This is a genomic window from Pseudoalteromonas sp. KJ63-1 (assembly GCF_055808145.1).
Map to the genome: position 1 here is coordinate 434,270 of NZ_JBVVRL010000002.1, position 18,536 is coordinate 452,805.

The window sequence follows — 18,536 nt, forward strand, 5'->3', positions numbered from 1 at the left end:
AAAGTGCTTTTAAGTCGCTTTGCAGTAACGCGATGAAAAATTGAGTAGCTTGGCGCCGGGCAAGGGCTTACTTAAATAAAATCCTTGAGCAATATCGCAGTTTAGCTCGTTAAGTAAATCTAGCTGTTCTTTGGTTTCTACCCCCTCCGCAACTACCTTTATTTCTAGGCTGTGTGACATAGCGATGGCTGCTTTTACCAAATTACAGTCTGCTTTATTATGTGTTATCCCAGTGATAAAGCTTCGGTCAATTTTTAGCACATCAAAGGGGTACTCTCTTAAGTAACTTAATGATGAATACCCTGTGCCAAAGTCGTCCATTGACAGTTTAATGCCCAGTTCATCAATTTGTAATAAGGCGTCACGAATTGAGGTTTGACTATTCATCAGTACTCCTTCAGTAATTTCCAGCTCTAAGCAAGCATTGCTAATACTGTTTTTATGCAGAGTACGCTTTATTATATTTACTAATTCTGGGTCTCTGAATTGCCGCGGTGATAAATTAATCGCCATGGTATAGTTTTGCTTATTAATTGATTGCCATTCATTTAAAAAGCGTAGGGCTTGTTGCAGTACAAATACACCAATAGGCGCAATCAAGCCTGTTTGCTCTGCAATGGGAATAAACTCATCAGGGGTAATTTCCCCTAACACAATATTATGCCAACGTAGCAAAGCTTCAGCGCCAATGATGGTGTTTGTTTTTACATCTATTTGCGGTTGGTAATAAAGCTCAAATTCGTTTCGCTCCAGTGCTCCATGCATTTGCTCTTCTATTTCAAAACGCCGGCGCATTGCAACATTCATTTGCGGGGTGAAAAAAGAGGAGGTATTGCGGCCCATCGCTTTTGCTTGGTACATAGCGGTGTCGGCATTACGTAACAATACCGAAGAACATGTGCCATCTTTAGGGGAAATAGCAATACCAATACTTAATGTTAATATTAAGTCTCTGCCTGCCAATTTAAAGGGCTTTCTAAATGCTTGAAGTAATCGCTCAGCAATCGCTAAAGCGTCGTTTTCATCGTTTAAACTAGATATTAAAACAATAAATTCATCGCCGCCTAGTCGACCAACGGTGTCATTTTGTTTCAGTGTTTGCTGTAATCTATGTGCGGCTTCGATTAATAATTTATCTCCGATTTCGTGACCCAAAGAGTCATTTACCTTTTTAAAATCATCAAGGTCCAAGAAAAATACCGCGGCTTTTTCATGATTTTTTTGTACTTCTATTAATATTTGTGACAAACGATCTAAAGATAAAAAGCGATTAGGCAAATCGGTTAAGCTATCAAAGTGAGCCTGATGGCGGATCAATTCTGCTGAGCGGTGTGGTTCGCTAATATCACGGATAATCACCATGATTTGATTTTTTCTGGGCAGTAAGCGCAACCTTGCCTCATAATAAATTACGCCTTCAGGCATGCTTAATTCGTATTCAAAGCTAACAATATTGTCTTGTGCTATTGTTTTTTCAATATGAATCTGAAACTTTTTCGCTACCTTTTTGGGCAGTACATCAATCATTTTTTTACCAATAAACTGCTGGGGTGGAATATAAAGATCGTTGTTATTGCCTGCGTGATAGTCTGTAATAGTGCCATTTTGTTCTAGTACAAAAAATAAGTCGGGAATGGCTTCAAAGATAGTCTTCAACATATTGGCATTAAATGTGGCTTCTGCTTGTGCCTTGTGGACTTCTGAAAGGTCAATATCAATACAATACATTTGTTTGGTATTATATTGATTAGTAAACATGACATGGCTTGAAAATACAGCCACATCATTACCCTTTTTATGTTTGAGGGTTAGTTCTGAGGCAGGAATTTCAATATCATGCTTAATCCAATTACTATGTGCTTCAATAACAGGCTCTCGCATTGGTGCGGGTATAATTAAATCTTCAAGCTTTTTGCCAATGGCTTCTTGCTGTGAATACCCATAAAGCAATTCACTGCCTTTATTCCAATAAATTACACGTCGTTGCTCATCATAACCTTGTACTGATACAGAATCGACTGCATCGAATAGTTGGTGCAACGGATCATTAGTAACATATTGATGGGATGGCATATTATTAGCTTTATGAGGAGCCATTAAATGGGTTCCGATTATTGAATTACTTTATTTATATAATAGACATAAAGTTGAGATTTAGCATGGTAAGGGAGGTTTCAATACGTGACTTTTCATTGATTTAGTTAACAGCGATTCTCAAAAGCAAAATTAAGCACTTTTAGAGAAAAGGCCAATAAGTATTGGCCTTTTGGATTAACTTATTAGTTGGTGGGCATTAAATAGATTTCGCGTACGCTATTACGCTGATTAGCTTCAATAGCAAATAATACCGCATCGGCCACATCTTGTGGGTCGAGCTTATCGGGTTTTGCTTCATCAAAAAAAGGCGTATTCACCATGCCTGGAGCAATAGTGGTACAGCGACCATGCCATGGTTTCATTTCCTCTGCGAGGTTTTGACCAAAGCCATGAGCAAACCATTTAGTGGCACCATATATAGAGCCATCAATGGGTCTTCTTCCTGCTGCAGAGCTTGTTAAAATAAAATGCCCTTGGTTTTCACGTAAATGAGGCAAAGTGAGTTTTGCGGTCCACAACAACGCTTTAATGTTAAGGTCAACCATGGCTGACCACTGTTCAGGGTCGCCGTTTTCTGTGCCAGCTGATGACACACCCATGCCTGCGTTAGCAAATGCCGCGTCTAATCGGCCAAATTTTTCAACGCCTTTACTCACCACATTTTCAAGTTCATTAAATTCAGTGGCATCGGCTGAAACGCTAAATGCGTTTTCATGGCCTAACTCGTCAACTAGTTTATTGAGTTTATCTTCACTGCGCGCAGTTAATATCACTTTGTGACCATTATTAACTAATGTTTTGGCGGTCGCCTCGCCAATGCCGCTTGATGCGCCGGTAATTAAAATAACTTTATGTGTTGTCATGGTTTGTCTCCTTATATGGAATTCTGCCAAGCTTGATTGTAAAGACCCATTCTAGTAAGTGTTTTAGGATTAGATATCGCTTAAACGCACTGTCAGGATCTAGCAAATAGAGTTATATGTATTTGAATAATTGAGTATAGGTACAAGTATAAGGTGAAAAACTTAACCTTAATTGAATTTAAGAAAATTAGGTCAAGAGTTTGAGCGTGCGCTCAAACCCTTAAAGAATAAACCACTTAAGCTTCTAATTGGAATGGGTATACAGATCCTAAACTAAGTAATTGGGTTAACTCATCAAGCGCTTGATAGCTTTCGGTTAGTAAAGCTGGGTCTGCAAAGTCGTTAGCGCCGAGTTTATCGCGGTAATGGCGAGTAGCCCAGTCACATAATTGAGTATATTTTTCGTCATTTAAAATAACATCAGGGTTTACTGCCGCTAATTCATGGCTATTAAGCGCCACGCGTAGACGTAAACAAGCGGGCCCACCACCATTTTGCATACTTTGGCGTAAATCAAAAAACTGCACTTGGTTTATGGGGTTATCGGCAATAATAAGCTCTTCAATGTAGGCTTTTACAGCAGGATTACGCTGACACTCTTGTGGGGCAACGAGCAGCATTGCATCGTCATTCATGCTAACCAGTTGGCTATTAAATAAATAACTACTAACAGCATCTTGAATACTCACTTTGCTAGTTGGCACTTCAATAATATACAGCTGTTTGTTACCTACGTAGGCTTCGCGAATATCGTCTAGTGCTTGCGTTTGATTTAAAAACGCCTGCTGGTGGCAAAGTAAAACATTGGCGTTACCTACAGCAATTACATCATTATGGAACACCCCTTGGTCAATCACATCAGGGTTTTGTTGCAATAATATTTGACTGGTATCTTTTATATTATGCAATCGACAAATAGCCTCAGACGCCTCCAATGTTTGCCTTGCTGGGAATTTAGCTGGCTTAACAAGTTGACTGTTAAAGGCACTTGCACCAAACACAAATAGTTCTAAACCTGTTTCACCGTGACTGTCGCATAAACGAGTATGGTTTGCAGCACCTTCATCACCAAAAAAACCTTGCTCAGGTAAGTGTGTATGATGTGCAAAGTATTGTTCGTTACTGAACATTGCTTTAAGCAAACGTGTTGTCGTATTTGGCTCTAATGAACGATGAAATTTATTATTAAGATTTGCCGCAGTAAAATGTACTTTGCCATCGTTGGTATCAGGTGATGGTGATACTGTGGCAGCATTAGCTGTCCACATGGCAGAGGCAGAGTAACAGGCGCGTAACAAAATAGGGTCGGCTTTAAAGGCTTTATTGATCACTTGCGCATCGTTGCCGGTAAACCCTAAGCGGCGTAATACATTTAAATCAGGGCGTGCATGGGGAGCAAATACCCCTTGGGTTAAGCCTTTATCGTGCATGGCTTTCATTTTAGCTAGGCCTTGCAACACAGCTTCTTGCGGATTTGAAAAACTCGCCGCGTTATTTAACGAGGCAACATTGCCATACGACAAACCTGCGTAGTTGTGAGTAGGGCCGACTAAGCCGTCAAAATTAACTTCTAAAGCATGCATACACGTTCCACTAACCAATTAAATAGTCTTTTACAATACAACGCTATGAGGTAGCTTGCAAAGTCTGTTCAAAAATAGTTTAACGCGAGTAGATACGCTCTTTTTCGCTGGTGGTATGCGTATTTGTAGGCTCATTTACTTGCCATACACTTATATCTAAGCGCCATAAAAAATAAAGAGTATTGTATAAATTAGACATGATTTTTTCCTTGATGTTACTAACGTCAATAAGAGAGAAGGAAGAAGTATGCCAATTGTTATTTGAATATTTTATGAATGATAATCAATAGGTTAGTTTTTTATAACAAAACTATAAAAAAGCGTAAGCACCAAATTGGATATATTTACGCTAGGTTTGCACTAACTTGGGATGGCCTTTAGCTATCGAAATTTTCATCTTCAGTCTGAGTGTTTAAGTCGCTAACGATTAAATCGAGTAACTGCATTAATTGCTGTGCTTGGTTAGTGTCGATGCTGTCAAATTTACAAAAAATTGTTTTTGGAATATCGGCAGCTTTAAGTTTTAAAGATTGACCCGTATGAGTCAATTTCACCAATCGCTTGCGCTTATCGAGCTCGTCTTTTATTACATTCAGCAGTGACTTGCCGGTCATTTTTTTTAATATTTGAGTAAGCGCGCTACCATCAATTGCGGTTTTATCTATTAACTCGGCGATGGTTATTTCATCTTGCTCCCACAGCGCCATCATTACAACATACTGAGGATAAGTAAGATTAAGCTCTGCTAGAGGCTCTCGATAGGCACGGGCTATGCTGTTAGATGCCATATATAACCGATGGCATAACTGATTTTTTAATTTTAACTGTTCAAATGACATCTCATTACCTTTCATTCCAAGATATTTTATTTTAATTTGCATACAAAGTATTTGCAATCAGAATTTAGCTGTCTTATTATTTTGCATGCAAAATAATTAATGTAAAAATTTTAAAGTTAGGAGTTCACTATGAATGTATTACAAAATGTAGCCTATACAGCAAAAGCAACGGCCACAGGCGGACGTGAAGGCGTTGCTAAATCGGATGATGGTCGTTTAGATGTTAACTTATCAACGCCTAAAGGGTTAGGTGGTGACGATGGGCAAGGCACTAATCCAGAGCAATTATTTGCAGCAGGGTATGCAGCGTGTTTTATTGGCGCACTTAAATTTGTAGCCGGTAGCGAAAAAATCGCATTACCAAGCGATACATACATTAACTCAGAGGTATCTATTGGTGCCATTGACGGCGGTTTTGGAATTGCGGTAAAACTGGCCGTGTCATTAGGTAGTATGGATAAAACAGCCGCCCAAGAGCTGGTAAATAAAGCACATCAAGTATGTCCATATTCAAATGCAACACGCGGCAATATTGAGGTAGAACTTTCAGTTATTTAATCTATCCCTTTATATGGTTTATAAAAACACGTCATGAGTGATCATCGCGTGTTTTTTATTTGCTACTATATCGATAAAGCTCAACATGAATTGAAAAAATAGATAATTCCACTTTACAACAGTGAGTACTGTACTCGATTAACCTAAAATTGAATTTATTAAAATAACGACGTTACCAGCGGTGCTAAAAACACATCCACACTTATTGTAATTTGGCTCTCGGCCTAGAAGTTTAGTAACTGTAGTGAAAGTGTTGCAGGAAAAGGCTGCTATTGAGTGCGACTCAATGCTTAACATTCTACTAATACCCAAATGACTGAAAATTAAACCCTGAAAGGTTAACAGGCCCTAGTCATGAAATTTACCATTGCTATCATGAGTGTATAAGCGGTGTTATGGCTCGCTCAGGAATAGCTTGTTGATTCATACACAAAAAACCCTAAAGTAACAAGAAAGTCGGCCGATAGATTAGCTGTTATCGCAGAGTTTACTGATTTTTGTGACATTGGTAATCAATATCTCTTTGGATAGCTATCTTAATTGATAAATCTGTAAAAGTGATACAGTAACATTTTATATTATATAGATGATGTAACTGGCCGACAGGTTGGAACAGTATTCTCATGATTAGTGTATAAACTATATGGACTAAAGCCTTGCCTGTGGATAGGTGTTTGCTTGTTGTTGTGCTAATAACCCAGCGGCGAAATGAGCAAAGTTAAATGGTAGTTGGTAATGAGGTTACGTTATTCAGGCTAATTTAAAACATTTAATAAAATGTTATTTAAATTGGTCTAAACTAAAAAATAAATAAGTAAAGCAAGGTAGTTATAAATGCGGGAAATAGCGTTAGCAAAAAAGTTATTGTGGATAAGCGTCGGAAGTATACTTTTAACGGTGGTACTATTTTCAGGCATACTCTGGTCTAAACTCTCATCGAGTAATGCCAATACTTCTGCTGAGGCCGAAACTTTAATTGTAAATGAGGTGGATGGTCGATTAACAGCAAATGCAGCCGCCTATGGTGAGAAAATCGCTGCCTTTATTAATGAAGCTTACCGAATACCCTTTTCGCTTGGTAGCATTTTAGAAGATGCCGACAAAGCCTCAATAGAACGTGACTCAGTTGTTTCTTTAAATCGCTCGTTATTAGAAAGTAACGATGTTATTTCTTCTATATATTCTCAGTTTGAAAAAAACGGCTTTGATGGTAAAGATAGCGAATTTACTCAAGGCTATGATCACTCTGTTGCCGGTGCTGGAACATTAGAAATTTATTTCACTAAAAGCAGTAATGGCTTGGTTGAACAACAGGTCGTTGAAGACGCGGCAGAAAAATACGCGGATAAAATAAATGAATTTGGTTTACGTGAGGCAGAGTGGTACTTGTGTGCTAAAGACAAGTTAAAACCATGCATTATGGAACCCTACTTATATGAGATAACACCGGGTTACTCAGAAATGATGACTTCACTTGTTGTACCCGTTATTAAATCAGGCAAGTTTGTTGGTGTAACTGGGGCTGATATTACCTTACCTGTATTTCAAAAGTTAACAGAAGAGCTTTCAAATGCGCTTTACGATGGCAAAGCAAAAGTAACGTTACTTAGCCATTTGGGCTTAATTGTTGGTACCAGTCATTATAAAGAAAAATTAGGGCGCCCACTGAAAGAAGCTGTTAGCGCTAAAAGTTATGAAAGTTACAAAGTACTAAAAGGCACTAAAGGAATTAACAAGCAAGCCGCAGAAATAATGGTGTCTTACCCAATTGAAATTAAGCTTGCCGATGTGAAATGGATGCTGCTAATTGAAGTACCCGCGGAGCTTGCTTTTGAGGGGCCAATTCAATTAACTGCAGGCATGTCTGAGGCAGCAAAAGAGCTGGGTGTGATTATTTTGATCACCGGTACTGTGATTGCGGTATTGGCATTTATAGTAATGAAGCTCGTTGTAGGTAGTGTTGTAGCGCCACTGCAGCAAATTCAGGAACGCGTTGACAACTTAGCAAGCTCTGAAGGCGATTTAACTCAAACTCTTCATGTAGATACTCACGCTGAATTGATTGCACTAGCGGGAGGGTTTAATAAGTTTTTATCAAAACTTCGTGAATTGATCAGTGAGCTAAAAGCGGTCTCAGATCAAACCAAACACCAAGGTGAGGTTACTTCGAACATTGCGGTAGAAACCAAGCACAATGTGCAAGCACAGTTTAAAGAAATTGAAAGTGTGGTTACTGCAATGAACGAAATGAGCGCGACAGCACTTGAAGTGGCAAAAGCTTCAGAGCAATCGGCGCAACAAGCAGATGAAATTAATACCCTAGTGGTAAGTAGCGAATCGAGCTTATCATCAGCTATGACGCAAGTTAAAACTATGTCAGAGGAAATTAAAGAAGCTAACCAGGCGGTAGAGAAAGTAGCATCGCGTAGTAATGATATTACCCAAATACTTGATGTGATCCGAACTATCTCTGAACAAACTAACTTACTAGCGCTAAACGCAGCTATTGAGGCTGCGCGAGCAGGGGAGCACGGACGTGGTTTTGCCGTTGTTGCTGATGAGGTTAGAGCTTTAGCATCTAAAACACGTTCATCAACCGATGACATTAGTAGTTTAATCGACAGCTTACTTTCAGAAGTAGGTAATGCATCAACTGTTATTGAAAAAGGTGTAGTACGCGCCGAAACTGCAGTAGATGAAACCTCAACGGCTTTTGATGCACTGCACAGTGTGGTTGTGAAAGTAGATGAAATAACCAATCAAATTACCCATATTGCAACGGCTGCAGAAGAACAAAGCCTAGTCACCGAAGAAATAAATCGCAATTTGACAATAATTTCTGATGCCGCCTCACAGCTTTCAGATTTATCTGCTCAGGCAGGCGACAGCAGTGAAGAACTGAATAAACTGGTTGCGCAGCAAGACTCTGAGCTTAATAAATTAAAAACCTAATCGTGGAACTTTGTTTTTAAATTAAAAAGGCAGCTAATTTAGATTAGCTGCTTTTTTATTTTCGGCTAAAGACTCTTCATGAGTGAAAACATGTTTTCGATCATTGGTTCGGCTAAATGCTCTACATTTGGTCGATTAAAATAATTACGTAAGCCAGTAAATTGTATTTGGAAAAAACGAGCATAATCTATAGCGGCAATTTTTCCGCTTAGCTCTTTAGCAGCTATGGCGAGTGTAAATAGTTCAGTAAGGTAATGTTCAAAGTCTATCATTAGCTCTACACTGATTTGGTAAAGATAACTGTCTTTCTCAATAAACTCATTATTAGCTTTTACTAACATGCAGATAGCACTTGGAGTATTACTTTTTGAGGAAATAACAACATACTCTACAAAATCTTGAAGTGCGTCAAGAATACTGCTGCATGATACTAAACGCTCATTTATTAAGCTTTGCATTTGCTTGGCATAGTTTTTTATCGCTTCACAATATAAACCTTCTTTAGAGCCAAATGCTGCATAAATGCTGCCAGGACGCATGTTAATTGCATCTTGTAAATCGCGAGTGGATGTAGCATGAAAGCCCTTCTCCCAGAATAATTGACTAGCGGCACGAACAACTTGCTCGCGTTCAAATTTAACTTTATTGGCCATAATAGTTTCTATTAAATTGAGCGACTGTTCAATTTTAACTTGAGCAGTCGCTCAAAATCAAATAGTATGTGTTTCGAAGTTAGTTAATTACATTAATTTATTGGAGCAGAACATGGCAGAATTTACGTTATATACTCAAGACAACGCACCTGAAGAATCAAAATCGCTTATGGCTGATTCAGTAGCAGCATTTGGTATGGTGCCAAACCTTCATGCAGTAATGGCAGAAGCACCTACGCTACTTAAAGGCTACCAAGTACTGCACGACTTATTTCAAAAAACATCGTTTAACGCAGAAGAGCTAACAGTGGTATGGCAGTCAATTAATGTTGAGCACGAATGCCATTACTGTGTACCAGCACACAGCGCAATTGCCGCTTCAATGAAAGTTGATCAAGGTATTGTTGATGCACTGGTTAATGAAACACCACTTGCAGATGCAAAACTTGAAACGCTGCGTGAAACAACGCTTGCAATGACACGCAATCGTGGCGTAATTAGCAATGAGCAAATTGAGAAATTTTTTGCAGTAGGTTACGGTAAACAGCAACTGCTAGAAATAATTGTTGGTTTATCGCAAAAAGTAATGAGCAATTACACCAATCACCTAGCTGATACACCAGTTGACGAACCATTTAAAAAATTCGCAAAATAATATCGGTTTTATAAATAATAAAGGCAGCCTAGGCTGTCTTTTGAGCTTTAAGTCCAAAGTTACTTAAATTTAACGGTTTTTGTACTGCGAGTATAAATACGCTGTTCCGGTTTAGTCCACTCTCCTTTTTTTAAATAAGAGGTAGAAACAACAAACTGTTGATCTTTAAATTCACTGGTTGATTTAACTTTAGTGATCCCTTCTTTGCTACCAGTAACATCTTCATAAGCCACAAATTGCGTTGGGCTCAGCACTTTCATGACGCCTTTAGTATAAAAACCAGCTGTTGTGAAGTAATAGAAAACCAGTGATTGTTTTTTACGATCATAGAAAATCATTGACTCCCCTCCATACTCACCCTCATTAATCGAGTGTGAAGTACGAATGGCTTTACCATTAAGTGCGCGCTGCCAATTACTGACATCTTGAATGCTTGGCTGACCTGTTTCGGTATTGAAATCCGCTTGCCATGTGCCTAAGTAAGGCGTAAATATCGCAAGTTCTGGCGCTAGTAAGTCTGCTTCATTATTTGCTTGAATACTAAATATAGATAGAGATAACAGCAGCATCGCGGCCTTAAAATATGTCATAATTTAACCTAAGTGTTTTTTTATTATTTTCATTATAGGCGATTATTTTTGATAAAAAGTACCTTAATTATATTTTCGAGTATGTTTATAGCTGCAATATGGCTTGCTTATTTAAATCATAAAATTGAGATGTTCATACCGATATATATTTCATTACTCAGTGGTATTACTTTTTTATATTATGCCTGGGATAAACGAAAAGCAGTGCAGTCGAATCGTAAACAAGTAAGTCGTATACCTGAGCGACATTTACATCTCTGTGCTTTATTAGGAGGATGGCCAGGCGCACTTATCGCGCAGCAAACTTTACGGCATAAGTCAAAAAAGCGCGTATTTATAGTGGTATTGTGGTTGTGTATAGCGGTGAATTTAAGCTTGGGCGGTTATATTTGGTATGTTTATTATTAATGTTAAAATGCCTTTATTTAAAAAGGCATTTTACTGCATTAAACAGTCTATTGCGCAGATTGACTTGATTGTTTTTCATCGAGCTCTATGGTTAAGATAGTTTTTTTATCAACCGTTATCCATTTTCTATAAGTAATATAACCTGCCTTGCTTACTTCAATATCATATTTACCTGCATCTAGTTCAATAGCATCTTGATACACAGGCACTATATTCATTATACGAACTCTAGAGTCGGCTGGGTTAGTGATAACCGTAAGTGATATTGGTGCATTTTCTTCGCTCATTTGAGGAGTTGGCTCAATAACAACATCTTCAGTTTTGTTTGTTTTAGATGTTGCTGAACAGCCAGTGAGTATGAGTGCTGCAGCTAGCAAGCTTAAATTTTTCATAGGTACTCCATAAATTATAAAAAGTCTAAATATGTAAAATCTTGGCGGAGTGTATGATGATATGAATGCACTCGTCGTCCTTGACTTTGTTGTCTGTATTTTGATTTTAGTCTAATAGCTATGCAATCGTTATTCAATCACCGCTGTGTTATTTTTGAACAATAAACAAACGCATTTTTAGAGAATCTTGTCTAACGACTGAGTAATCGCTTCACTTTTTTCAACTAAACGTTCAGCGGCTTTATACATTCTTTTTTTCATTAAATCGTTTGCTGTACTGATGTAACGTCTCGACAATTCTTTTCTCAACGAAATTAAAAGTGAGAAGTCATCCGGTAATGCTGTTGATTCAGATTTAATAAATTCTTCGAATTCCATTAACGCTTTATGATCTTCTATTGTTTCTAACTGAGCAGAGAATCGTTGAAACTTAGGACCATAAAACACCACGGCATCGGCACGAGGAAAGTCTGCCTGTTCGCCTAAATTAATCTTTTGCTGATACGCAGTTAATGCATTAATAGCAGACTCTCGCTGCATTAAATTTGCTAGTAACTCATCCGCTTTTTTGTTGTTTGTAAAAACGATTTTACCTACATTTAAAAGGACTTTTTGGGTGATCACATCGTCACTTTCTATCGCGGTATTTAACGCAACTGTAAAATTATCAAGGTGAAGATCTGTAGGCTGATAACGGTAAGTTTTATCAACTTCTTTTAAGTCAAAAATCAAGTGGGCAATACTATTTGGCTGCTCTTCGTTATAACGTGACTGTTCGAGTAATAAATCGATTCTGGCTGTAATATCAAAAATAATTGATTGGCGTTCCCTAAGCACACTTTCTAATTGCATTGATAGTTTTTCTGAATCAGGGTAATAATTTAATGCATCAGAGTAAACGGCTATAATTTTATCGAAATCTTTAAATTTACGACCAGCGATATTATTAAACTGATTAGCTTCATCGTTAAAGCTCTCTAATATGCTTTGCTGGTTTGATCTTAGTAACCCTTGTTTAAGCACTTCATATTGTGGCGGGATTTGTTCAAGTTTGTTTAAAATTGTTGGCCCTTGCCAAGACATCCACGCTTCTACTTGCTGATTAATTGCTTTGGCATTATCAAGTTGTGCCTGTAATTGTTTGGTATTATCTGAATTTGAGTAATAGTTTTGCGTAATCAAAGCAATAATGGCTATGCTCGCTGCTGTAGCAAAAATAGCGGGGTTTAAGTTTGTTGTAAGTGTTTTTGATATTGGCTCTAATGATTCAAGTCTTTGACTAGAGCTCAAAGATAACGCCTTATTCAAATTGTTCCACAAAAGAAGAGGGCAATTGCTTGGTTTTTTGATTGTTGTATTTTTAGGAACTTTATCTGCAGCAATACGGTTAAATGGGTGTTTACTGCTGAGAAGTTCATAAGCAATGCATGCAAATGAAAATACATCATCTTTAACGGCAGCTTCACCACCCTTTAATTGCTCCGGGCTTGCATATGTTGGTGTATAGCCCCCAATTGTCGCCAGCTCACTGTCATTTCTTACAGCGTATTGATCGTCTAAGCTTTTATGTTTGGCAATACCAAAGTCAAGTACCTTAAGGTTACCGTTAGAATCAAAAATAATATTTGAAGGCTTGAGGTCGTTATGAATGACGCCACGCGAGTGGGCATATACAAGAGCGTCAGTTAATTGCTTTAAAATAGTTTTTGCTTTTTTAAACGCTAAGCCAGAGGGTTTGTTTCGTTTAATAATTTGTTCTAGTGTTTCCCCTTCAATTAACTCCATAGTGACATAATATAGATCGCCGTCAGAGTCCGCTGAGTACACTTTGACAATACTTGGGTGGGAAAGCTGTTGCGTTTTTGCTGTTTCATCTTTTAGTAGTGAGATAGCTTCTTCAGAGCTTGAGAATTCTTCTTGAAGTACTTTAATTGCTACCGATGCTTCTGAGCGATTACCGTTTTCTAAAAAAGTATCGCGCGCCCGATAGATATAACACATACCGCCTTGGCCAATCAGCTCTTCAATTAAATAGCGGCCAGATATTTTTTTGCCAAGTAGATTTTGCTTGCGAATGTTTGACGTTTTTTTTGTGTTTGAGTCTAGGGAAGCAATCTGAGTTTTATCGTTGTGATCATTAGTACTGCTCATAAAAAATCCTTTTATTGTGTTAAGTTAAATAATTACAAAGGTAAATATTCTCTGCTTATCTATCAATTTTCCCTCTGATATGAGCATGTATTTTACAAAAATATACAATTATAGCAATGCCTGAATGACATATTATCGTTGGTAAATTTCCCTTACTGTAAATTGAAAAAGTCGGTTTAAAGCTAGAAGGAGTCTCTAAGAAGGCTATTTTCGGTCTAGTTATAAAGCATTACGGTAAAATATTTCATCGCTGTATAATTTGTTTATCAAACGTCTTGTTTTAGAGACAAAATCAATAGCGCAATATTTTCTTGTGTTAATTTCAATGTTGACAATAGTTTCGCTTCTACTTTATCCTGTTCACAATAATGATATAAGGGACTGACTTATCAAATGGAACTGATACTAAACATCACTAGTTATCACAGACTTTCACCTGAAATAGAAGCCACTAAAACTGTAACAGATTCATTAACTTTTGGTCGCTCTGAAGCGTGCGATTGGCACTTACCTGATCCCGAAAAAATAATCTCAAGTAAACACGGCATAATAGAAAAAGAAGGTGACTCTTTTTACGTATACGATAATTCAACCAATGGATTATTTATCAATTTTGCCGTAGCGCCGCTTGGTCAAGGCAACAAACAACGTTTATCAGACAGTGACGTGTTAACCATTGGCGATTTTCAAGTCAATGTGGTGCTAACATCAGCTCAACAAGCCGATGTGAGTAATTCTGCTCCAAGTCATTTTCAATCAGTAGATACTTTCGCTGCGCAAAATTCTCAACCGGCTGAGCAGTCTATACCTTCATTCGATGACTCGATTATGAATGAGTCGATGCCTGAGATATCAGTGACTGCGCAGCAACAAACTGATAATCATATTCCTGAAGACTGGGATGAATTAACGCGACTTATGAATACCGATGATTTTGACATTGGCAATAATGTTAGCAATTCATCAGCACCTGTTGATACTCCTGCGCCTATTCAAGAACCCCCCGTTCAAATAGCCACGCTAATGAGCACAAGCCTGAGATACAGTCTGCACCAGTAAAAAACGTGGTTCAAAGTGACAAGGCGTTATCAGATGCGTTTTTAAAAGGGTTGGGAATTAAAGAGGAACTTAAAAATTCGTTAGATAATGAAAAGCTGTGGTTTGAAATGGGCCAAGGGCTTAATTTATTGCTCACTGAGCTTATGGAATCTTTACGTCAACGCGCGATTGTAAAAAACAAATTAAGATTGAATCATACGATGTTTCAGGCTGAGCAAAACAATCCATTAAAATTTTCTGCCAACATTGATGACGTTATTCAGAACTTGTTCATAAAAAATAGTGCAAGCTTTCTGTCTTCGAATGAATCTATTAAAGAAAGTTTTATAGACACACGTAAGCATGAGCATGCATTACTCGCTGGTGCAGATGGCGTGTTAAAAGGGATGTTGTCGCAGGTTTCTCCCATGCAAATTAATCAACAGGCAAACGATAATTCTAACGTGTTAAAAATTATCCCTGGTCAAATAGAGTCTAAATGCTGGAAATTATATCAAAGTTTATATGATGATATTTCTCAGGAAGTGAACACTAAAGGCGCCATGGCAATGTCAGATGATTTCTTAAAGGCATACAACGATCGAATCAAAGAAACGCACTAGAAAGGAAAGTAAATAATGTACAAAGTTAAGCTCTACTTATTGAGTTTTAGTTTACTATTTTTGGTAATGGGATGTTCTACGATGAATAAAATCGTACCCCCTTCTACCGATCTGATCATTAATGTATCTAAAAATGTTAATCCAGATACATCAGAACGTCCTTCTCCAGTGGTAATGAAAATTTTTGAGCTCAGCTCAAGAACTATTTTTGACACGCAGGACTTTTTTAGCTTGTACGACACACCAGAAAAGATCCTCGGACCTGACTTATTAAAAAAAGATGAATTAGAACTTCAGCCTGATTCTGTGCAGCAATATAAAATGAGCCTTAATCGTAATACTCGTTACGTTGGGGTTGTTGTTGCTTATAGAAATATAGACCAAGCAAGGTGGAGAGCGGTTATAGAAGTTGACCCTACCGGCTATGACGATATCAATATTAATGTAGAAGCAATTGCGACATACATGAGAGAGCAATAAAAAAGGATTTTTAAAATGGGTGATAACACTCGTGTTGCTTGGACTGAAGGAATGTTTTTAAGACCTCAGCACTTCCAACAAGCAGACAAATATATTTCCAATGTTATCAAGCAAGTTTGCAGTGGCAACCTTGCTGATCCATGGGGGATAATTGATATAAGTATTGATAATGAATTACTTAACAGCGGGCAGTTTGCCGTGGACGCATTATCAGCAATCACTCCAGACTTATTACCAATAGATATGCCTCAATCAACGTCGCTACCTGAACCGTTGGTGGTTAATAAAGATGTTTTTGATGAAGTTGTTTATCTTGCCATCCCTGCGCTAAAAAATAGCGGGATTAATATATCTTCAGCCGACGATAATACAGTGACTCGTTATAAACTCAATGACCTGTCTGTGAGCGATGATTTATTAGGAGCGCAATCTCAAGAAATTATTCAAGTTGCGAAAGTGTATAGCAAATTGATGCTGTCGTCTGATGATCACTCAGGCTATATCGTATTACCTTTAGCTAGAATTATAGATGTAAGTAGTGAAGGGCAAATAAAGTTAGATGCAAAGTATATTCCTCCATCTTTAAAAGTAGGGCAATGTAAACCTTTATCAGGGCTAGTTAGAGAAATAGGCTCAATGATAAAGCAACGCGCTGAAAGCATCGCCGCAAGGCTCAGTCAGGGCTATGCAGGAAGTTCTTCAGTTGCAGATTTTATCATGCTACAAACATTAAATAAGTATGATGCGATATTTAATAACTTACTTAGTGTCAATAGTTTACACCCTAATGTATTTTACAGTCGTTTAATTGAGCTTGCGGGCGAGTTATCAACCTTCAGCACTGCTAATAAGAGAGTGCCTAAATTACCCAATTATGACCATACTAATTTAGGGCAGGTATTTAATGAAGTGGTTAACTTTTTATACCAGTCGTTGAGCCATGTTATTGAGCAAACAGCAACTGAAATTAAACTTGAGCAAAGTAAATTTGGTATTTCTTTTGGTGCGTTAAAAGATAAGTCTATTCTCAATTCAGCTCAATTTGTATTAGCAATTAAAGCAAGTGTGCCCCATGAAGAATTAAGAAAAATTCTACCTTCGCAAATTAAAATTGGCAGTGTAGAAACTATTCGAGATCTGGTAAATAACCAAATTCCAGGTATTACGATTAGTAATTTACCAACAGCACCAAGACAAATTCCTTATCATGCTGGCTTTCATTATTTTGAATTAAATAGGCATGGTGAACATTGGGATAAATTACGTTCTAGTGGGGGAATTGCTATTCACCTCTCAGGAAACTACCCAGAGCTACAATTAAGCCTTTGGGCGATAAGAACTTAACTTTTTAAAAGGAAGAGTTTCAATGGACGAAACCATTATCAAACCTCGCCCAGGTCGATTAGGGCGAAATACGCCAAGTAGCAACCCGGCACAAAATGATGCTGATAAAACAGTGATGTCGGTCGAGCCGCCTTCTGCAAAATCATTAGGTAGTAACAAAGTATCGATATTTAAAAACCCTTTGTTAGAAGCGGCAACCGATTGTTTTTCTCTTGTAATTTCAATCAATCAATCGCTTGAAATGAGCAACCTTGCAGCGCTTAAACATCGTTGTGTTGAGGCTATCAAGCGATTTGAAGTAGAAGTTCGCAATCAGCACTTATCAAAAGAAGTGATCAATAATTCGCGCTATTGTTTGTGCGCCATTCTTGATGAGTCTGTATTGAACTCAAAATGGAGTTCAATGGAGTGGGCGGATGAAAGCCTACTTTCTACCTTTCATAAAGAAACCTTTGGCGGTGAATATTTTTACACGCTACTTGATTCAGGCTTAGCTCAACCAGAGAGAAATCAACAATTTTTAGAGTTGCAATATCACTGCTTGAATTTAGGTTTTAAAGGTAAATATCGCCTAGGTGCTGGTGGTGATACAAAAATCGAAGAATACCGTTCACAACTCTATCATTTATTAAACCAACTTAATGGGCCAATTAACAATAAGCTGTCTCCAAACTGGAAGCAAAGAGTAGCAGCGGGTGTTGAACTGAGAAATCAAGTTCCACTTTGGGTCATATTTTCGGTATTGGGGCTCATATTATTGATGATCTATTTATCAATAAATATGAAGCTGAATAACGATGTTGTAGCTATTAATGAAAAGCTAGCAGGTATTCACCCCTTAGCAGTTAACCAAACTGTTGATAAAAAAGATCAGCAATTACGAGTACTTGAACAGTTGTTGCAAACAGAGATTAAAATGGGGATTGTCGCCGTTGCTAAAACCTCCGATGGGATCCGCATTACAATTAATAGTGAAAACTTGTTTAAGCAAGGAGACGCACAACTTCTCCCTTCATTCCAGCCTATTTTAGAAAAGTTAGCGTTAAGCCTAGAAGGAACTAAAGGGCGAGTCCTCATAACAGGTCATACAGATGACTTACCAATTAGTACTGATAAGTACCCTTCTAATTGGCATCTATCTTTAGCTAGAGCAACACAAGTTGCTAATTTAATGGCTAAAAGCACCAATTTGAGCGGTCGTCTATGGCCAGAAGGAAAGGGCGCAGCAGAGCCTATCGCCAGCAATTCAGATTCAGCTTCTCGGTCGTTAAACCGCAGAATTGAAATCGATCTATTATTTTAATGAGGCT

Annotated in this window: 17 protein-coding genes; 9 read left to right on the forward strand and 8 right to left on the reverse strand. The window is 37.9% G+C overall.

Annotated features, from left to right (window positions below; all coding sequences use genetic code 11):
• Positions 1–9: 9 nt before the first annotated feature.
• The 4 genes from AC0L7Q_RS18365 to AC0L7Q_RS18380 all read right to left on the reverse strand — a co-directional run bounded on the left by AC0L7Q_RS18365 (position 10) and on the right by AC0L7Q_RS18380 (position 5,382).
• Positions 10–2,097: an EAL domain-containing protein gene (locus tag AC0L7Q_RS18365; protein WP_413403528.1), complete on the reverse strand. Its 2,088-nt coding sequence runs from the start codon at positions 2,095–2,097 to the stop codon at positions 10–12.
• A 182-nt stretch (positions 2,098–2,279) separates the two neighbouring features.
• Positions 2,280–2,960 carry an SDR family oxidoreductase gene (locus tag AC0L7Q_RS18370; protein WP_198522830.1) on the reverse strand — a complete coding sequence of 227 codons (681 nt, stop codon included), beginning with the start codon at positions 2,958–2,960 and terminating at the stop codon, positions 2,280–2,282.
• A 236-nt stretch (positions 2,961–3,196) separates the two neighbouring features.
• Positions 3,197–4,543 carry an N-succinylarginine dihydrolase gene (astB, locus tag AC0L7Q_RS18375; RefSeq protein WP_138605823.1) on the reverse strand — a complete coding sequence of 449 codons (1,347 nt, stop codon included), beginning with the start codon at positions 4,541–4,543 and terminating at the stop codon, positions 3,197–3,199.
• Positions 4,544–4,920: 377 nt separating this feature from the next.
• Complete coding sequence (locus AC0L7Q_RS18380) at positions 4,921–5,382, reverse strand: MarR family winged helix-turn-helix transcriptional regulator (protein ID WP_413403531.1); 462 nt, start codon at positions 5,380–5,382, stop codon at positions 4,921–4,923.
• 129 nt (positions 5,383–5,511) lie between these two features.
• Here AC0L7Q_RS18380 and AC0L7Q_RS18385 point away from each other — a divergent pair, with 129 nt between their 5' ends.
• Both AC0L7Q_RS18385 and AC0L7Q_RS18390 read left to right on the forward strand, forming a co-directional pair.
• Positions 5,512–5,940 carry an organic hydroperoxide resistance protein gene (locus AC0L7Q_RS18385; protein WP_413403533.1) on the forward strand — a complete coding sequence of 143 codons (429 nt, stop codon included), beginning with the start codon at positions 5,512–5,514 and terminating at the stop codon, positions 5,938–5,940.
• 834 nt (positions 5,941–6,774) lie between these two features.
• Positions 6,775–8,892, forward strand: a complete 2,118-nt coding sequence (locus AC0L7Q_RS18390) for a methyl-accepting chemotaxis protein (RefSeq protein ID WP_409425643.1) — start codon at positions 6,775–6,777, stop codon at positions 8,890–8,892.
• A 65-nt stretch (positions 8,893–8,957) separates the two neighbouring features.
• On the opposite strand, the gene AC0L7Q_RS18395 is transcribed toward AC0L7Q_RS18390, so the two are convergent.
• Complete coding sequence (locus AC0L7Q_RS18395; RefSeq protein ID WP_413403536.1) at positions 8,958–9,545, reverse strand: TetR/AcrR family transcriptional regulator; 588 nt, start codon at positions 9,543–9,545, stop codon at positions 8,958–8,960.
• A 112-nt stretch (positions 9,546–9,657) separates the two neighbouring features.
• Between AC0L7Q_RS18395 and AC0L7Q_RS18400 the strand changes: the two genes are divergently transcribed.
• Positions 9,658–10,200, forward strand: coding sequence for a carboxymuconolactone decarboxylase family protein (locus tag AC0L7Q_RS18400; protein ID WP_008108932.1), 543 nt, complete (start codon positions 9,658–9,660; stop codon positions 10,198–10,200).
• A 59-nt stretch (positions 10,201–10,259) separates the two neighbouring features.
• On the opposite strand, the gene AC0L7Q_RS18405 is transcribed toward AC0L7Q_RS18400, so the two are convergent.
• Complete coding sequence (locus AC0L7Q_RS18405) at positions 10,260–10,790, reverse strand: hypothetical protein (protein ID WP_413403538.1); 531 nt, start codon at positions 10,788–10,790, stop codon at positions 10,260–10,262.
• 48 nt (positions 10,791–10,838) lie between these two features.
• Here AC0L7Q_RS18405 and AC0L7Q_RS18410 point away from each other — a divergent pair, with 48 nt between their 5' ends.
• The gene (locus tag AC0L7Q_RS18410; RefSeq protein WP_409425646.1) at positions 10,839–11,198 is read left to right on the forward strand and encodes a DUF1294 domain-containing protein; all 360 of its coding nucleotides are present in this window, start codon (positions 10,839–10,841) and stop codon (positions 11,196–11,198) included.
• Positions 11,199–11,245: 47 nt separating this feature from the next.
• Here the strand turns inward: AC0L7Q_RS18410 and AC0L7Q_RS18415 are convergent, their stop codons facing one another.
• Entirely contained in the window at positions 11,246–11,590 is a 345-nt protein-coding gene (locus AC0L7Q_RS18415; RefSeq protein WP_138605835.1) for a PEGA domain-containing protein, read from the reverse strand.
• A gap of 177 nt (positions 11,591–11,767) precedes the next feature.
• Positions 11,768–13,741: a serine/threonine-protein kinase gene (locus AC0L7Q_RS18420; protein WP_413403541.1), complete on the reverse strand. Its 1,974-nt coding sequence runs from the start codon at positions 13,739–13,741 to the stop codon at positions 11,768–11,770.
• Between the two features lie 393 nt (positions 13,742–14,134).
• Here AC0L7Q_RS18420 and tagH (AC0L7Q_RS18425) point away from each other — a divergent pair, with 393 nt between their 5' ends.
• The 5 genes from tagH (AC0L7Q_RS18425) to tssL are packed head-to-tail and all read left to right on the forward strand — an operon-like array spanning position 14,135 to position 18,529.
• Complete coding sequence (gene tagH / locus AC0L7Q_RS18425) at positions 14,135–14,800, forward strand: type VI secretion system-associated FHA domain protein TagH (RefSeq protein ID WP_418157356.1); 666 nt, start codon at positions 14,135–14,137, stop codon at positions 14,798–14,800.
• Between the two features lie 5 nt (positions 14,801–14,805).
• Positions 14,806–15,402 (forward strand): type VI secretion system-associated FHA domain protein TagH, encoded by a 597-nt coding sequence (tagH, locus tag AC0L7Q_RS18430; protein ID WP_418157357.1) that lies wholly within the window; start codon positions 14,806–14,808, stop codon positions 15,400–15,402.
• Positions 15,403–15,417: 15 nt separating this feature from the next.
• Positions 15,418–15,882 carry a type VI secretion system lipoprotein TssJ gene (gene tssJ / locus AC0L7Q_RS18435; RefSeq protein ID WP_413403545.1) on the forward strand — a complete coding sequence of 155 codons (465 nt, stop codon included), beginning with the start codon at positions 15,418–15,420 and terminating at the stop codon, positions 15,880–15,882.
• Between the two features lie 15 nt (positions 15,883–15,897).
• The gene (tssK, locus tag AC0L7Q_RS18440; protein WP_138605843.1) at positions 15,898–17,226 is read left to right on the forward strand and encodes a type VI secretion system baseplate subunit TssK; all 1,329 of its coding nucleotides are present in this window, start codon (positions 15,898–15,900) and stop codon (positions 17,224–17,226) included.
• A 22-nt stretch (positions 17,227–17,248) separates the two neighbouring features.
• Complete coding sequence (gene tssL, locus AC0L7Q_RS18445; protein WP_413403547.1) at positions 17,249–18,529, forward strand: type VI secretion system protein TssL, long form; 1,281 nt, start codon at positions 17,249–17,251, stop codon at positions 18,527–18,529.
• Positions 18,530–18,536: the final 7 nt, after the last annotated feature.

Excerpts from the sequence above, each read along its gene's own strand:
- AC0L7Q_RS18420 (WP_413403541.1), bottom strand. The coding sequence starts at position 13,741 with ATGAGCAGTACTAATGATCACAACGATAAAACTCAGATTGCTTCCCTA.
- AC0L7Q_RS18370 (WP_198522830.1), bottom strand. The coding sequence starts at position 2,960 with ATGACAACACATAAAGTTATTTTAATTACCGGCGCATCAAGCGGCATT.
- AC0L7Q_RS18415 (WP_138605835.1), bottom strand. The coding sequence starts at position 11,590 with ATGAAAAATTTAAGCTTGCTAGCTGCAGCACTCATACTCACTGGCTGT.
- astB (WP_138605823.1), bottom strand. The coding sequence starts at position 4,543 with ATGCATGCTTTAGAAGTTAATTTTGACGGCTTAGTCGGCCCTACTCAC.
- AC0L7Q_RS18390 (WP_409425643.1), top strand. The coding sequence starts at position 6,775 with ATGCGGGAAATAGCGTTAGCAAAAAAGTTATTGTGGATAAGCGTCGGA.
- AC0L7Q_RS18385 (WP_413403533.1), top strand. The coding sequence starts at position 5,512 with ATGAATGTATTACAAAATGTAGCCTATACAGCAAAAGCAACGGCCACA.
- AC0L7Q_RS18380 (WP_413403531.1), bottom strand. The coding sequence starts at position 5,382 with ATGTCATTTGAACAGTTAAAATTAAAAAATCAGTTATGCCATCGGTTA.
- AC0L7Q_RS18395 (WP_413403536.1), bottom strand. The coding sequence starts at position 9,545 with ATGGCCAATAAAGTTAAATTTGAACGCGAGCAAGTTGTTCGTGCCGCT.
- tagH (WP_418157356.1), top strand. The coding sequence starts at position 14,135 with ATGGAACTGATACTAAACATCACTAGTTATCACAGACTTTCACCTGAA.
- AC0L7Q_RS18400 (WP_008108932.1), top strand. The coding sequence starts at position 9,658 with ATGGCAGAATTTACGTTATATACTCAAGACAACGCACCTGAAGAATCA.
- tssJ (WP_413403545.1), top strand. The coding sequence starts at position 15,418 with ATGTACAAAGTTAAGCTCTACTTATTGAGTTTTAGTTTACTATTTTTG.
- AC0L7Q_RS18365 (WP_413403528.1), bottom strand. The coding sequence starts at position 2,097 with ATGGCTCCTCATAAAGCTAATAATATGCCATCCCATCAATATGTTACT.
- tssK (WP_138605843.1), top strand. The coding sequence starts at position 15,898 with ATGGGTGATAACACTCGTGTTGCTTGGACTGAAGGAATGTTTTTAAGA.
- AC0L7Q_RS18405 (WP_413403538.1), bottom strand. The coding sequence starts at position 10,790 with ATGACATATTTTAAGGCCGCGATGCTGCTGTTATCTCTATCTATATTT.
- tssL (WP_413403547.1), top strand. The coding sequence starts at position 17,249 with ATGGACGAAACCATTATCAAACCTCGCCCAGGTCGATTAGGGCGAAAT.